At 47.8% G+C, this 16,631-nt stretch carries 17 protein-coding genes (1 of these 17 only partly in view); all 17 read left to right on the forward strand.

What is annotated here, in order from left to right:
* Positions 1-547, forward strand: partial view of an AmmeMemoRadiSam system protein B gene (gene amrB, locus CIT02_RS00415; RefSeq protein WP_292612961.1) — the 3' portion only. 296 nt of this gene lie to the left of the window's left edge; only the last 547 of its 843 coding nucleotides appear in the window; its start codon lies off the left edge, out of view; it ends in the stop codon at positions 545-547.
* A 175-nt stretch (positions 548-722) separates the two neighbouring features.
* Positions 723-1,700, forward strand: a complete 978-nt coding sequence (mvk, locus tag CIT02_RS00420; protein WP_292612963.1) for a mevalonate kinase — start codon at positions 723-725, stop codon at positions 1,698-1,700.
* A gap of 90 nt (positions 1,701-1,790) precedes the next feature.
* On the forward strand, positions 1,791-2,585 hold the full coding sequence (locus CIT02_RS00425; protein WP_292612965.1) for an isopentenyl phosphate kinase: 795 nt from the start codon (positions 1,791-1,793) through the stop codon (positions 2,583-2,585).
* Positions 2,586-2,868: 283 nt separating this feature from the next.
* The gene (fni, locus tag CIT02_RS00430) at positions 2,869-3,924 is read left to right on the forward strand and encodes a type 2 isopentenyl-diphosphate Delta-isomerase (RefSeq protein WP_292612967.1); all 1,056 of its coding nucleotides are present in this window, start codon (positions 2,869-2,871) and stop codon (positions 3,922-3,924) included.
* The gene (locus tag CIT02_RS00435; protein ID WP_292612969.1) at positions 3,921-5,270 is read left to right on the forward strand and encodes an RNase J family beta-CASP ribonuclease; all 1,350 of its coding nucleotides are present in this window, start codon (positions 3,921-3,923) and stop codon (positions 5,268-5,270) included. The genes fni and CIT02_RS00435 overlap by 4 nt, the downstream gene beginning before the upstream one ends.
* 2 nt (positions 5,271-5,272) lie before the next feature.
* Positions 5,273-6,262: a short chain isoprenyl diphosphate synthase IdsA gene (gene idsA, locus CIT02_RS00440; protein ID WP_292612971.1), complete on the forward strand. Its 990-nt coding sequence runs from the start codon at positions 5,273-5,275 to the stop codon at positions 6,260-6,262.
* A gap of 92 nt (positions 6,263-6,354) precedes the next feature.
* Positions 6,355-8,034 (forward strand): glutamate--tRNA ligase, encoded by a 1,680-nt coding sequence (locus CIT02_RS00445; RefSeq protein ID WP_292612972.1) that lies wholly within the window; start codon positions 6,355-6,357, stop codon positions 8,032-8,034.
* A gap of 405 nt (positions 8,035-8,439) precedes the next feature.
* Positions 8,440-8,922 (forward strand): hypothetical protein, encoded by a 483-nt coding sequence (locus tag CIT02_RS00450; RefSeq protein ID WP_292612974.1) that lies wholly within the window; start codon positions 8,440-8,442, stop codon positions 8,920-8,922.
* Between the two features lie 426 nt (positions 8,923-9,348).
* The gene (locus CIT02_RS00455; protein ID WP_292612976.1) at positions 9,349-10,695 is read left to right on the forward strand and encodes an ATP-binding protein; all 1,347 of its coding nucleotides are present in this window, start codon (positions 9,349-9,351) and stop codon (positions 10,693-10,695) included.
* A gap of 154 nt (positions 10,696-10,849) precedes the next feature.
* The gene (locus tag CIT02_RS00460) at positions 10,850-11,872 is read left to right on the forward strand and encodes an adenylosuccinate synthetase (RefSeq protein WP_292612978.1); all 1,023 of its coding nucleotides are present in this window, start codon (positions 10,850-10,852) and stop codon (positions 11,870-11,872) included.
* Positions 11,873-12,122: 250 nt separating this feature from the next.
* The gene (locus CIT02_RS00465) at positions 12,123-12,425 is read left to right on the forward strand and encodes a TIGR04076 family protein (RefSeq protein ID WP_292612980.1); all 303 of its coding nucleotides are present in this window, start codon (positions 12,123-12,125) and stop codon (positions 12,423-12,425) included.
* Positions 12,426-12,547: 122 nt separating this feature from the next.
* Positions 12,548-13,456 (forward strand): DUF166 domain-containing protein, encoded by a 909-nt coding sequence (locus tag CIT02_RS00470; RefSeq protein WP_292612982.1) that lies wholly within the window; start codon positions 12,548-12,550, stop codon positions 13,454-13,456.
* Positions 13,457-13,516: 60 nt separating this feature from the next.
* Positions 13,517-13,867, forward strand: coding sequence for a ribbon-helix-helix domain-containing protein (locus tag CIT02_RS00475; RefSeq protein ID WP_292612984.1), 351 nt, complete (start codon positions 13,517-13,519; stop codon positions 13,865-13,867).
* Positions 13,864-14,040, forward strand: coding sequence for a hypothetical protein (locus CIT02_RS00480; protein WP_292612986.1), 177 nt, complete (start codon positions 13,864-13,866; stop codon positions 14,038-14,040). Before CIT02_RS00475 ends, CIT02_RS00480 begins: the two co-directional genes overlap by 4 nt.
* 119 nt (positions 14,041-14,159) lie before the next feature.
* Positions 14,160-14,339 (forward strand): MarR family transcriptional regulator, encoded by a 180-nt coding sequence (locus CIT02_RS00485; RefSeq protein WP_048071955.1) that lies wholly within the window; start codon positions 14,160-14,162, stop codon positions 14,337-14,339.
* Between the two features lie 353 nt (positions 14,340-14,692).
* Positions 14,693-15,583: a DUF166 domain-containing protein gene (locus tag CIT02_RS00490; protein WP_292612989.1), complete on the forward strand. Its 891-nt coding sequence runs from the start codon at positions 14,693-14,695 to the stop codon at positions 15,581-15,583.
* A 267-nt stretch (positions 15,584-15,850) separates the two neighbouring features.
* Positions 15,851-16,618, forward strand: coding sequence for a precorrin-4 C(11)-methyltransferase (cobM, locus tag CIT02_RS00495; protein WP_292612991.1), 768 nt, complete (start codon positions 15,851-15,853; stop codon positions 16,616-16,618).
* Positions 16,619-16,631 lie beyond the last annotated feature (13 nt).

Below are 16,631 nucleotides of genomic sequence, written 5' to 3' on the forward strand. Positions count from 1 at the left end.
ATCATGGGAAACTCCCCTGGGAGAAGTGGAAATCGATAGCCAGTTCGCTACCGAACTATTAAACTACTATCCCCTCCTGGATGACGACCCCACAGCCCATATTAACGAGCACAGCTGTGAGGTACAGTTACCCTTCCTGCAGGACATAGGCCCCAACTTCCAGATGGTTCCGGTGTGCATGATGATGCAGGATCTGGAAACAGCCCGGGAACTGGGAGAAGCCATTGCCCACACCATCAGTAAACTGGAACGGGACACAGTGGTCATTGCCAGCACCGACTTCACCCATTACCCGCCACAGGAAGTGGCCCAGGCCCAGGATGAAAAAGTCCTGGAAGCCATAGCACGTATGGATGAAGTGGAAATGGTAAAACGTATAGAGGAATACAACGTGACCATGTGCGGTTACGGACCAGTCACCGCCACCATGGAAGCAGTCCAGGGCATGGGTGCCCGGGAAGCTAAAATCCTCCAGTACGCCACCAGTGGTGACACCGGCGGAGACCGAAACTCCGTGGTAGGATACGCGGCAGCCCTGTTCAAGTAAATCACACCTCCAGAATGTGGTGAGTTTATTACCCGACGATCCCATAGAAGTAATTATAATAAAAAGTGTTAATCAATCTCACAAGTAATCTAAAAGGGAAAAAACAAATTGAAAGGAAGGTTTATACGTATAGAAGTAGCAGTCGAACATATTTAGGTGAACGGAGTTCAATCCAATGAAAGTCAGGGCATCTGCACCAGGCAAGGCCATCCTTTTTGGTGAACACGCAGTGGTCTATGGTAAACCAGCCATTGCCGTGGCCGTAGATAAAAGAGCCAGAGTAACCCTTAAAGAAGGAACCAACGACAACACAGAAGTTAAAATACCCAAACTGGACATCGACGCAGTTATAAATCATGAAACCGGACGGGTGACCCGGGTGAATGGTTCCCAAATGGAACCCGGTAAATTTGACGCCGGGATTATGGAATACATCCAGGTGGCACTATCCCAGATGGGAACACCAATGGACGGATTAAAAGTGGAAGTAGACCTGGAAATACCCATAGGGGCAGGACTGGGGTCTTCTGCAGCCATAACCGTGGCCACTCTGGCAGCCGCTGCCCGTTACACTCAGGAAGAAATGACCCTGGAAACACTGGCCCACACCGCCCACCAGGTGGAACTCCAGGTCCAGGGAGCAGCCAGCCCCCTTGACACTACCGTATCCACCAAGGGAGGTTTTGTCTATTTCACCCGTGAAAAGGGAGCACTGAAGATAAAACCGGCCCTGGAAATGCCCCTGGTGGTGGGATACACCAGCCAGCCCGGCAACACCGGAGCCCTGGTGGAAGGCGTGCGCCAGCTACGGGAAGCACACCCCACCATAGTAAACCCCATACTGGAGGTCATGGAAGATCTGGCCAACCAGGCCCGGGAGTCCATAATCCAGGGCGAAGAAAAAGAGGTGGGGGAACTCATGAACATCAACCAGGGACTGCTGGATGCACTGGGAGTCAACACCGACAAACTATCCCGCCTGGTATACCGGGCCCGCCACGCCGGAGCCCTGGGTTCCAAACTAACCGGAGCCGGTGGAGGGGGCAGCATAATTGCCTATTGCCCCGGGAAAACCCGTGAAGTACTGGTAGAACTGGAATCAATAGAAAACGCATTCCAGGTAGGGATATCCTCCCAGGGAGTGACCTGGTGATTAACCTCACCCCTATTAAACTGAAAATGTGTCCACCTACATTGATTATCACAGGAGAGCCTTCATAAATTCACAGGAGAACCTTCATAAATGATTATCCTCAAACTCGGCGGGAGTGTTATCACCCGCAAGGATGCCACCAAACCCACCCTGGACCCGGTGAACCTGGACCGCATAGCCGGTGAAATTGCCCAGGCCAAGGTGGAAAAACTCATCATAATACACGGGGCCGGTAGCTTCGGCCACCTGCACGCCAGGAAATACTCCATTGGCAGCCCCATCACCACCCCGGACCAGCTCCGGGAGAAAAGAATGGGCTTCACCCTAACCCAGAACTCGGTTAAAAACCTCAACCACTTCGTATGCCACTACCTCCTGAACCACCAAATACCAGCAGTGGCTGTACCCCCCTCATCATTCATAACCAGTCGGGGAAAAAGGATAGAATCCGCCAATCTGGAAATGGTGGAAAAATACCTGGAAATGGGAATGGTACCCGTACTCTACGGAGATGTGGTCCTGGATGCCGAGGAAGACCTGAAGATGGCAGTGATATCCGGTGACCAGCTGGTAAGTTACCTCTCCGCGAAACTAAAACCCGAGAGGATCATCCTGGGCTCCGATGTGGATGGAATATTCGACCGCGACCCTAAAAAACACCCCCAGGCTCAGTTACTGGAAATGGTGCAATCACTGGAGGACCTCCAATTCCTGGAAGGAGCCCAGACCGTAGATGTAACTGGTGGAATGGCCGGTAAACTGGCAGAACTCCTGGAACTAGCCGAGAAAGGAATCGAATCAGAGCTAATAAATGTAGGATGTGAAGGACTCCTGGAAAACGCCCTGAAGGGTGAAAAAGTTCGGGGGACCATTATACGGAAATAATAATTCCCAAAGCATTGCCTTGAATTAAACCAACTAAAACTCACAAATTCATATAATCATAGATTCACGAGCATAAATCATTAAAATATTAATTAAAGAACATTAAATAATTAAAAAAAGAAATTTAAGAATATTAAATCATAAAAATCAATTAAATATCATAAAATAAGTAAAATAACTAAAATTAAGAGCATTAAATCATAAAAAAATACATTAAAAAAGAATTGAATGAAATAAAAAACTAGAAATGGTGAAAAATGAAATTAGACCATAGGAAGAGATTATGATTTCAGATAGAAAATTAGAGCATTTGCTATTATGTACCCACAGCGATGTGGAATACCATAAAAAAACAGGATTTAAAGATGTGGAACTGGTCCACAAAGCCCTTCCGGAAGTAAACCAGGAAGAAATAGACCTATCCACATCACTACTAGGGAAAAAATTGGATGCACCCCTTATAATAACTGCCATAACCGGCGGACACCCGGCCTCAGAAGTTGTGAACCAGAAACTGGCCCGGGTTGCAGGAAAACTCAACATAGGCCTGGGACTGGGAAGCCAACGTGCCGCAGTGGAAAACCCGGAACTGGAATCCACCTACACCGTAGCCCGCCAGGAAGCCCCCGAAGCCCTCATAATCGGGAACATAGGAGCTCCTCAAATGGAATTATCCCAGAAGGCTGCGGAAATGATGGACCTGGATGCACTGGCCATCCACCTCAACCCACTCCAGGAGGCAATCCAGCCCGAAGGAGATGTGGACAGTAGAGGATACCTGGAAAACATCCAGGAAACTGTGAAAAACACCAGCATCCCGGTGATTGCCAAGGAAACCGGGGCAGGCATCAGTGGAAACGACGCTCAATTACTGGAAAATGCAGGAATCAAGGCCATAGATGTGGCCGGAGCTGGAGGAACCAGCTGGGCAGCAGTGGAAACCCACCGTTCCCAGGATAAATCCATGGGAGAACTCTACTGGGACTGGGGAATAACCACCGCAGCCAGCACAGTGGAAGTCTCACAAAGCGTGGGAATACCAGTTATATCCTCTGGGGGAATAAGGAACGGATTGGAAGCAGTAAAAGCACTGGCTCTGGGAGCCGATGCCGTGGGAATGGCTCTGCCCGTACTCAAGGCATCCTACCAGGGAGAGAAAATCCTCCAGGACTTCTTCCACAACTTCATCAACCAGATGAAGGTGGCCATGTTCCTGGTGGGAGCATCCAACCTAGAAGAACTACAGAACACAGACCTGGTAATCCAGGGAAAAACCAGAGAATGGCTCCAGGAAAGGGGCTACGATACTAAAATTTATGCAAGGAGGTCATCCTTATGAGTGTAGAAGTAATCGCCGTAGGGGGCTATGAAGAAGTGGGCAAAAACATGTCCGCAGTAAAGGTGGGGGATGATGTAGTCATATTTGATATGGGAATCAACCTGGACCGGATTCACATCCACGAAGACACAGATATAGCACGGATGCACAGTCTGGACCTGATTGAAAGGGGAGTAATCCCTGACGACACCCTGATGAAGGATGTGGATGGAAAGGTACGGGCCATAGTATTCAGCCACGGACACCTGGACCACATTGGAGCAGTGGCCAAACTAGCCCACCGCTACGACGCACCCCTCATTGGAACACCATACACCCTGGCCTTGGCGGAAAACAGTATAAAACAGGAGAGGAAATTCGAAGTCTCCAACCCCCTTCAGGTCTTAAACGCCGGAGAGAAAATGCAACTCTCCCCGGACATCACCCTGGAGTTCGTGCACACCACCCACAGTATACCCCAGGCAGTCCACCCTGTACTGCACACCCCCGAAGGTATCATTGTCTATGCCAATGACTTCAAATTTGACAACCACATGATGCTCAGCCCACCACCAGATTACGACCGGTTAAGACAGCTGGGAAGAAAGGGAGTGCTGGCCCTCATTGTGGAAACCACCCGGATGACCGAGACCAAGCAGGAGAAAACCTACTCGGAAAAGGTGGCCCGTATTGTTTTGGAAGACATAATGAAGGACATGCTCACCTCCAAGGAAGGGCTACTGGTCACCACCTTCTCCAGCCACATTGAACGTATACAGGCCATCTGTAACATCGCCCAGAAAAGCAACCGGAAGATCCTGCTACTGGGAAGATCCATGGAACGTTTCGGCAGTATCGCCGAGAGAATGGGATTACTGGAACTACCAAAAAGTGCCAGTATCTTCGGCAGCCCCAAATCAGTTAACCGGGCCCTGGCCCGTGCCGAGGAAAAACGTTCCGACTACATTCTGGTCACCACTGGACACCAGGGAGAACCAGATGCTCTCCTGCCCAGGATAGCCAGTGGAAAAACCCACTTCAACGTCCACCCCGGTGACAACGTGGTTATCAGCGCACCAATCATACCCAACCCCACCAACGCCGCCAACCGTAACCTTATGGAACGACGTTTAAAGGGTAACGGGGCAAGAATCTACACCAACGCCCACGTATCCGGTCACGCCGGTCGAGAAGACCACCGTGATTTCATACGCATGCTGCAACCAGAACACATCATCCCCTCCCACGGAGACCTGGAGATGCTGGCAGCCTACACTGAAATGGCCGAAGAAGAAGGATACAAGATGGGAAACGACATACACGTACTGAGAAATGGACAGGCACAGGTTTTCAACGGAGGTATTTAATTATGGAAGTAACCGATATCCTTAAAAAATACTCTGCAGACATAGACCAGGAGATAACTGCAGCCCTGGAAGAAGTAGACCCGGAAACACTGCGCCAGGCATCAGAACACCTGGTCAAAGCCGGCGGGAAGAAACTACGGCCCTCACTGGTGGTACTAAGCGCCGAAGCAGTGGGTGGTCAGGTGAAATCCGCCCTGAAAACCGGGGCAGCAGTGGAACTCATCCACACTTTCAGCCTCATCCACGACGACATCATGGACCAGGATGAAAAACGAAGGGGAAAACCCTCGGTACACGTACTCTGGGGAGAACCCACCGCCATACTCGCCGGGGACACCCTCTTCTCCAAGGCCTTTGAAACCGTGATGAGGAGTGAAGAAGACGGAGTACCAGCACCCACCATCCTACCCGCACTCAACGCCGTGGTGGACAGCTGTGTGAAGATCTGCGAAGGCCAGGCCCTGGACATGGGATTTGCCGAACGCAACGATGTCACCGAGGAAGAATACCTCAACATGATCTTCAAGAAAACCGCAGCCCTTATTGCCGCGGCCACCAAGGCCGGAGCCATAGTAGGGGGAGGAACACATGAACAGATCGAAGCCCTCTCCGAGTATGGCCGCCTCATTGGTATGGCTTTCCAGATACAGGACGATTACCTGGACGTGGCCAGCAGTGAAGAGGACCTGGGAAAACCAGTGGGCAGTGACATAGTAGAGGGTAAAATGACCCTCCTGGTGGTAAACGCCCTGGCCAGAGCCAGTGAAGAGGACCATAACCGACTACTAACCATCCTCAAAGAAGAAGGTGATGAACATGTGTCCGAGGCCATGGAGATCATGGAAAAATACGGCTCCATAGAGTATGCCTGGCAGGTGGCCCAAGAAGATGTTAACCAGGCCAAACAGTTACTACGGGATGTATTAGATGACAGCCCGGCCCGGGAAGCACTCCTACTCATTGCGGACTTTGTACTCCAGCGCAGTAACTAAATTCCCCCTTTAATTTTTTTAATTTCCTAAATTTCTAATTCAAAATTACACTATTTAATTTATTTTTTTAACCTACCAGAAGAAGTGATGACATGGATAAACTGGAAGAAATCATTCGCAAGTACGCTCTTATCAACGCCACCCAACACGGAGGCCAGGCCCAGCCCGGGGCAGTTATCGGGATGATAATGAGCAAACACCCCGAGTACCGTCAAAACGCCGGGGAAGTTTCCAAAACCGCTGCCCAGATAGTGCAAACTGTAAATCAGATGTCAGCCCAGGACCAGGACCACGAACTGGAAGACCGGGGAGGATACCAGGAAAAGAAAAAACAGGAAAAGGTCAAGGGGCTGGCGGATTTACCCCATACTGAGGACGGGGTGGTGCTACGTTTTGCCCCAAATCCATCAGGCCCCCTCCATATAGGACATGCCCGGGCTGCACTTTCCAACGATGAATACCGTAAACGGTACGAAGGTAAGCTAATCCTGAGGGTTGAAGACACAGACCCTCGAAGGGTGGACCCTGACGCCTACCAAATGATACCCGAAGACCTGAAGTGGATGGGAGTCACCTGGGAGGAAGAGATCATCCAGTCCGACCGCATGGAGATCTACTACCAGCTGGCCGAGGAACTCATAAAACAGGGAGGGGCCTACATGTGCACCTGCCCCGGGGACGTGTTCAAGGAACTCAAGGATTCCTCCCAACCCTGCCCCCACCGGGACGCCACGGTGGAAGAAAACCTGGCCCTGTGGGAGAAAATGCCCCAGAGCAGTGAAGGAGAAATGGTTCTCCGGGTCAAAACCGATATAAAACACAAAAACCCGGCCATCCGTGACTGGGTGGCCATGCGGGTGGTGGAGGAAACCCACCCTCGTGTAGGAGATAAGTACCGGGTCTACCCCATGATGAACTTCTCGGTGGCCGTGGACGACCACCTCCTGGGTGTTACTCACGTTCTTCGTGGTAAGGACCACCTGGCCAACAGTGAAAAACAGGAATACCTCTACCACCACCTGGACTGGGACGTGCCGGAGTTCATACACTACGGACGCCTTAAAATGGAGGACATACCACTATCCACCTCCCAGGCACGGCAGGGAATAGAAGACGGCATCTACAGTGGCTGGGACGACCCCCGCCTGGGAACCATCCGGGCCATAGCCCGCCGGGGAATACAGGCCGAGGCCATACGCCAGCTCATGACCGAGATCGGAGTCAAAATGGCCGACACTGCTGTGAGCTGGAAGAAGATCTACGGACTCAACCGCACCTTCCTGGAAGAGAAGGCCAACCGCTACTTCATGGTGGCCCACCCCCAGCTGGTGGAGATAGAGGGTGTACCAGAATCACTAATGGGAACCGTGGAAAGACCACTCCACCCTGACCACCTGGACCGGGGAATGCGTGCCCTGAACTTCAACGGAAGAGTCTACCTGGACAGTGAAGATATACCCACCCAGCCCGGTGAAGTCCTCCGATTGATGGATGCCGTGAACATCACCTTCCAGGATGGACAGGCCCAATACCACAGTGAAGGCCTAGACGAGGCCCGGGAAGCTAAGGCCCACATAGTGCAGTGGGTACCAGCCACCAATGCCGTGGAAACAGAAATGGTAATGCCCGACGCCACCATTGTTTCCGGCTACGCCGAGGAATCCATCTCTCCGGTGGAAGTGGATGACGTGGTGCAGATGGAGAGAATAGGATTCGCCAGACTGGACGGGAAAGAGGATGGCCAGTTAAGGTTCTACTATGCTCATAAATGAACTACGGTTCATAAATAGAACATCTACCTACTAACTACCCCTTCACACCCTTTTTTAACAGCCAAATATTTTTTCTTTACATGATTAGAATTCATTTATATAGAGAAGCTTTTTTAAGGTATTATTTTCTTCTTTTTGGAATAGTTCTAGCTATTCGGAGGATTTATCACTACCCGGAAAAAACAATAAGAGGAAAACCCTTAAAACCTCTTTCCCCCTTTTTTTATTTAAAATTCAGATCAGTTAAAACATTGATGCATGTTTATTAATTATCCTGAATATTATAACAAATGACCATAACTTCTATAATTTATCTGAAATTATGTCTATTCTTTTTTAAATTATATAAATTTATATATAATTTAAAGTTCATATTAGATTATAAGATTTTAGGGAGGTTTTTCAATGAAAAAAGATGGAATACTAGTTTCAGGTATCTTAGCAATATTGATTTTGGTGGTAATGGCATCAGGGTGTACCAGCACACAAACTGGGAATAATACCGGCTCTGGAGAAAAAGTTGTTGCTGAACTTAATCTTCCCAAGGACAACAGCAGTGTTTCTTCTTCTTCAGATTACAATGTAACAATACCCGAAGGAGCAAAATCTGTTAAAATCAAATACCAAGGTTTACAAGCAGCTACCACTAGTATTGGGGGTACAGATGTAAGCAGCATGGCAACTCTCGGTGTTTTCGCTTTAAACGTGGTGCCAACTGAAGGTCAAGGCTATGCTGATTTTTCCAGCAACGTAGTTTCTAGTAAATCTGTAAATGTTGGCAGTGGCGAATCTGATGGTACAATAGAGTTCAATCAAACCGGAATTAAAGGAGTCTTTATTGCCGGAGTAAATGTTAAAGGAAAGTTAACTGTCTCTGCAATAACGTAAAATAATGCTTAGGGGGATGAGCATCAGATCTCTAGCCGTTGCCTACTGGGCGGATTAATGGCTAATCATAGAGGGAACCCCTAAAACCTCTTTTCCCCCATTTTTTTCTTTTATCAATAATAGTTTATTGTAGGAATATTCAATTTTTAATGAGTTATTTCATTTTTAAAATGGATGGTTATCTTTCTATTTTTGATTATGGTTATAACCTTAATGTTATTTTTAAGATATCGTTTTATTCTTAAAATAATGTGAAATATGTCACTAAAAAGGGGGCAAATCATTAGTGTCTGTGATGTGAAGTTTTAACTGCAAAGAAATACAAATTAATACTCGGCGTATGAAGATAATCTGACACGAAAATAAGGGTTGTAACAATACTACGAGATTAAACCTAAATTCCCTATATTATTGGACGGTATTTAAATGGAAACAGATTATTATCATGATGTTAAAATGCAGAAACTCTTCCAAGTACTGGAAGAACCCAAAGCACTGGATGAAATCGACCTGGAAAAGGGTTTCATACAGAACCTCATTCTGAAGATCATAAACACCTACGGTAACATCAAGGTGCAGCAGATCCACGAAATCACCGGACTACACGTGGACATACTGGAGCAGTGCCTTAAAGCCATGGAAAAGGAGGACCTGGTGGCCCAGACCGCAGGAGGATTCCTCTTTGCCAGTGTGGAGTACACCATCAAGAAACAGGGTCACCTCAAGGCAGCCAAGCTCATGGATGAAAACCCCTACATGGGAATGGCCCCGGTAACCTACGATGAGTACTTCAAGATCATGGAAGTCCAGCTCCAGGGACGCTACCCCATAGACATACCCCACGAGGTGGTGGAGAAGGCCTTCCGCGAGGTGGTGGGAATGGCCTACCCCAAGAAGGTACTAACTGAAGCTGCCATTGGAGGTAAAGGATTCTTCATCTACGGACCACCAGGAACCGGTAAAACCTTCCTCACCAGTAAAATGTCGGAGATACTGCCCCCCATTATCATACCCCGCTACATCGAGTTCAGTGGTAATATAATACAGTTACTGGACCCGGACTTCCACAAACTCCGACCAGAACAACCCGGAGACCCCCGCTGGGCCAAGATCTACGCACCCTTCGTGTTCACCGGTTCCGAGCTCAGCACCGAGAAAATGGAAACACTCTACAACCCCAACAAGGGAGTGTACGAGACCTCACCCATAATCAAGGCCAACGGAGGAGTACTCCTCCTGGACGACCTGGGAAGACAGAACGAGGACCCCAACGTCCTCCTGAACCGGATGATCGTGCCCCTGGAAAACAAGAGGGACGTCATCTACGTTAAGGGGGCACCGGTGATTGTGCACACCCACTTCATACCGGCCCTGTCCACCAACCTGGAGATTACCATCATTGACGAAGCCCACCTCCGCCGGGCACCACTGCACGTCTTTCTGGAGGTGCCCAGCCCCGAGGAGATTGTGGAGGTTTTCAAACGTAACCTGGACAAGTTGAAGGAGGACTACGACCCGGATGTACTGGAAAGATTCCGGAACGTGTACATCCCCTACATGGATGGGGGAGAAAACCTGAAACCCACCTTCGCCCACGCCCGGGACATAGCCCAGATAGCCCAGGCCATACGCATCCGGCGGGGTGAGGATAAGCTGACGGTGGAAATACTGGAGGAAGCCCTGGACCAGCATATACTGGTGTCCATGCAGCGCAAGTACACCCCGGAACTATTTGAAAGGATCATAACCCAGGGAAACAAACCCCACCAGTAAAAGGTAATACTCATGGCATAACTAAATTAAAGACCTAAAAACATGGAGTGGTGCTTTTAACAGCCATTTTTCTCTTATGTTACCTTGGGGAAAATCTTTTTAAGCGCCAGTTGACAATATAAAAGAGGTTAAAATCATCGAGAGGATTGATCACATGACATGCAATATATTAGTAGGCGGAGCCTGGGGAGATGAAGGTAAAGGAAAATGCATCACCTACCTCTGTAACCAGGACAAACCGGAGATCATTGCCCGGGCTGGAGTAGGTCCCAACGCAGGCCATTCAGTAGAATTCAACGGAGAAAAATATGGGCTGCGGATGATCCCATCAGGTTTCGTCCACACTGGAGCACGACTCCTTATAGGTGCCGGTGTACTGGTGGACCCAGCAGTATTCCACCATGAACTGGACTACCTGAACAAGTACCAGGTAAAAACCAGGACCTTCGCTGATTATCGCTGCGCCATAATTGAAGAAGAACACAAGGAACAGGACAAGGGATCCGATCACCTATTCAAGAAGATTGGAAGTACCGGTACTGGCTGCGGACCAGCCAACCGTGACCGGGCACTTAGAACCATTAAACAGGCCATAGACGTGGACGCCATGGATGGCTACGTGGCAGACGTGCCGTTAGAGGTGAACACTGCCCTGGATGAAGGACGCGACGTGTTCATTGAAGGGTCACAGGGCTTTGGACTGTCACTCTACTACGGAACCTACCCCTTTGTAACCAGTAAGGACACCACTGCCTCCTCAGCTGCGGCTGATGTTGGTGTAGGACCCACTCGTATTGATGATGTTATTGTAGTTTTCAAATCCTACATCACCCGGGTAGGAGAAGGACCATTCCCCTCCGAGATAACCCAGGAAGAAGCAGAAAAGATGGACATCGAAGAATACGGAACAGTCACCGGCCGAAGGCGAAGAGTGGGAATCTTCGACATGGAAATGGCCCGGGAATCCTGTATGATAAACGGTGCCACCCAGATAGCCCTGACCTGTGTGGACCGATTATACCCATCCTGTGAACGGGTGACTGATTACAGTGCCCTTTCCGGTGAAGTCAAAAGGTTTGTGGAAGAAATAGAAAACGAGACCAAGGTCCCGGTGACCATAATCAGTACCGGACCAGACCTGACCGACACCATAGACCTCCGGGAAGAATTAATGTAAGGCCGATAAATGTAAAAGTGGGTTAAAAACCCAAATTTACTCTTTTTTATTATTTAAATACGTAAATCCTATTTTAATTCCTATTATTTTTTAAAATCCAACAAATCCAAAAAAATTACCCACATACTCTATTTTATTTTTAATCATTACCCCCACACCCCATTACTCAAGGGTTATTTACCCGGGCTTACAAAAATACTAAACAAGTTAATCTTTACTAAACAAGTTAATCTTGGAATGGGGACCACCTATGTTGGAGATTACTGTCCATGAAATAAAGGGGCACTGCCCGGTTTACCAGGAGGGGGACTGCATTACCATCCGGGACCCGGAGATAGACCTGGATAAAACCGACGCCCTCTGCACCCACGCATTATCTACTATTTTACACTACACCACTATCCTGGAACATGACTGGATACCCCTGGCCCTGGGACTCACCAGGGAAGGTGATGAAGACCATGCCTACCTGCAATGTGTTGACCCGGGAAAACCATACACCGACGGGGGCACTGTCATCTTCAAATGCCGCAAACTGGATGACGCCGATTAAATTGGAATATAATAGGTTCCTAATTAATTTAACAGAATTTATATGGCGTAAATAAGTATGAAAATTACACTGAAGGAATAAGAGCAAAAAATAATACCTTTAAATATAAATTGGAGGGAAAAATGAAACTCTACCTTCTAATCTCGGGTAAATACGGGAGCAGAGTGGTTAACAACCTGGCGGAGCACGGAATGGCCGGGGATATTGTGGGGATGGAAGAATTCCCCGAGGATCTGCCTGATTTTATAGAGGACTTTGCCAGTTACGTGCCCCAGAACCTGCCCCCGGCCGACCTGATCATAGCGGTGGGACTCTCCGGGGACATCAACATGGTGGTACCCGAGGTGGCCCGTAAAACCGGAGCAAGCTCGGCCATCATACCGGTCTACGACCCCCAGCAGATGCCCCCTGGACTGCAGCAGGAGATCCAGGAAGCAGCACCCCACGTGAACATCGTGTTTCCCAAACCATTCTGCTCACTGCAGGCCACGGGAGACCCCTTTATCGACGAGTTTGCCAGTAAATTCGGCAAACCCCAACTGGTCATCAAGGCCGACCGGTACATAAAGAAGGTGAAAGTCCTGCGGGGCGCACCCTGCGGTTCAACCAACTACATTGCCAAGGGACTGTGGAGCACACCCAGTGAAGAGGCCGAACTGGTGGCCGCCCACAAACTGCACAACTACCCCTGCAACGCCAGCACCAGCACTGACCCGGCAGTGGGGGACACCAGCATGCACCTGGCCAGCTACCAGATCAAGGAAGCAGTAAAAAGGGGACTGGGATACGCCATTAAATCTGCAGTGGTGGACCCGGAAAGGTGTAAACCAGACCAGTGCCAGGAAGAGTGTATTAAAAGCTGCCCCCAGGTACTCATTGGCCTGGACACCATAACCCTCCGGGAAGATAAGAAGGCCAGCATTGACCCGGCCACCTGTGGTTACTGTGAAATATGCCTGAAGGAATGCCCACTGGACGCCATTGAAATAAAAAATGGGCCATTTGAATTGAAAGGATATGATCTTATGTAATACGTTTTATCTAAATGTACATACGAATGTTTATATATTGTTAACTATATATAACCTAACATGACTTCTGTATCATCAATTGAAGAAAAAAATCCACAACCAAAAGCAGTGGGTACCAAAATTACTTCTCGTGAAAATGAAGAGATTCAAAATTTAATTGATGCAGGCATATATCTTAGTTTTTCTGATTTTATAAGAGAAGCCATCAGGGATAAACTCAAAGCGGTAAAAGTGATTAATTTACGTGACATAAATTATGATACTGCAAAAAAAGAGATTTTAGGTTATTATAGGAGTTATTCTGAAGCCTATGATTATGAAGTTGCCGATGATCTTGAATTAGATTATGAATTCGTTTGCCAAGTTCTTGAGGAGTTAGAGTCAGAAGGACGTTTGGGATTGATTGAATGAGTACATATATTGAAGAAGGAACGATTATCAAAGGGGCTAAAATAATTGGTGAAGCCAGAAAAATTAGTGATCCAGTGATTATAACTAAAACTGGCAGACACAAAGCCCAAAGGATTGTTTTAAGTGATAATGCAATGTGCCGCATAGCTAAAAAATATAGATTTATTAAATAAATTTTTGGATTTGACATATTTTCATCAATACTAATTTTATTATATTATTCTGTACTTATCGAACTGTTCGTGAAAAACATTATATGGACTCAAAGGGAATAATCTAAGAGGTGATATGAATGGATAACAAAGAAAAGGTAATTAAAGCATTCAAAGACTCCGAGGAACCATTAAATGCCACTAAAGTCAGCCAGATATCCGGTGTGGATAAAAAAGAAGTTGACAAAATAATGAAAGAACTCAAAAAAGATGAAACCATCATCTCCCCTAAAAGGTGCTACTGGGCCTTAAAGGAATAACTTCGGCCTGAAGGTATAATTCCTGAAGGTAGAAAATCTTGAAGGCATAATTCCTGAAGGTGTAATATATCAATACCCCCTTATTTACCTATTTTTTCCATTTTCTATGATTTAGACAGCTTAAGATAGATGGATGTTATCCAAATTTCATTAAATGAAGCTCATAATGGACGTTTGATAATGGGACACTTTTGATAATGGAATATTCCTGAAACTGGAGCATTTTTCAAAAAGGTCAAACCGGCGATAATATCAACTAATTTATTAAGGACTATAAAATATAGGACTAATTACTTAGAGTGTTCTTTTAACTGAGATTGAGTATAAAACTAAAATGGGCAGAGAGGAATACTATGAAACTTTACATAATAAGTTCAGGGAAGTATGGCAGTCGAATTGTCAACAGTCTGGCGGAAATGGGACTGGCCAGTAGCATGGTGGGTCTGGAGGAGATCCCCGAGGATCTCCCCGAGTTCATAGATGACTTTGAACAGTACGTACCTAAATCCATACCCCCGGCGGATTTAATCCTGGCTGTGGGTCTATTTGGGGATATCAACATGATCGTACCCATCATCGCCCGGGAAAGCGGTGCCCAATCAGTGATCATACCCATACACGACCCGGCACAGATACCCCCGGGACTGCAACGGGAGATAGAAGAATCCGCCCCGGAAATTAAGATAGTATTCCCCAAACCTTTCTGTTCCCTGGAACCAGTGGGAGACACCTACATCGATGAATTCGCCCAGCAATTTGGAAGACCCCTGCTGGAAATAGAATCCGACGGCCTCATAAAGAAGGTTAAAGTAATCCGCACTGCCCCCTGTGGCAGCACCCACTTCATAGCCGAAAACATTGAGGGGCTCCCGGCGGAGGAAGCCGAGCTGGAATCAGGGACCAAACTGCACAACTACCCCTGCAACGCCAGCATGTCCACCGACCCCGTGGTGGGGGACACCATACTCCACCTGGCCGGATACCAGGTCAAGGAAGCTGTGCGCCGGGCACTGGGCTTCTCCATGAAGTCCGCAGTGGTGGACCATGAAACCTGTGAAGCCGATGAATGCCAGCACGAATGCATCAAGCACTGCCCCCAAGTACAGATTGGACTGGACACCGTAACCCTGAATGAGAATGAACAGGCAGTCATTGACCCGGCCAGCTGCGGATGCTGTGAAATATGCATACAGGAATGCCCCTACGGGTCTATAGAGCTGGAAGAAAAGAAATTCGAGTTATAGTGAACCAGTCACCTTGATTAAAGTTGAAAATCTTAATCCAAAGTAACTCTTATCATCCGGCAGAAATTCAAATCACAAAGTAAATCTATTATTAAACAGGGAATTCCAAATCACAAAGTAACTCTTACTATTAAACAGGGAATTCAAATCCAAAAGTAACTCTTACCATCAGGAAGAATTCATCACAAAATTACACTCCTAGTTTAAACTTAATTTAACTAAGTCAGATACTAAACAATTTAATGCACACTCAAAAAGTGATAAAAAATGAAGGGCAAAGTAATTTTCATTGGAGCCGGTCCTGGTGACCCGGAACTACTCACCATCAAAGCCGCCAAAGTAATTGAAAAGGCCGACCTCATCATATATGCTGGATCCCTGGTAAACCCCCAGGTCTTATCGGGAGCCAAAGAAGGAGCAGAGATACACAACAGTGCCCAGATGAACCTGGATGAAATAGTCCAGATGATGGCCGAATCTGCCACTGAAGGGAAACTTGTGGCCCGAGTGCACACTGGAGACCCGGCTATCTACGGGGCCATAGCTGAGCAGATACAGTACCTCAAGGCTCATGATGTGCTTTATGAAATCATACCTGGTGTGAGTTCACTCTTTGCCTCAGCTGCGGCACTGGAAGCAGAGCTGACCCAGCCTGAGGTTTCTCAGACAGTTATCATCACCCGTCCCGCCGGGCGCACACCCAAACCAGAGAAGGAAGCCATCCGTTTACTGGCCGAACACCAGGCTACCATGTGTATATTTTTGGGAGTGCACATGATAGAGAAGGTGGTGGATGAACTTTTGACCGCCTACACCAGGCAAACCCCGGTGGCTGTGGTCCAGAAGGCCAGCTGGGAAGATCAAAAAATTGTGAGGGGCACCCTGGAGGACATAGCCCACCGGGTAAAGGATGCCGGAATAACCAAGACCGCCCTTATTGTGGTGGGGGATGTGCTTGGTATAGATGAGGTAACTCCATCCAAGCTCTACGATGCACACTTCACCCATGAATACCGGAAGGGTGAAGGAGAATAAGGGTTGAAGTACC

This window comes from Methanobacterium sp. BAmetb5 (assembly GCF_003491305.1).
In the GTDB taxonomy this organism is placed as follows: Archaea; Methanobacteriota; Methanobacteria; order Methanobacteriales; family Methanobacteriaceae; genus Methanobacterium.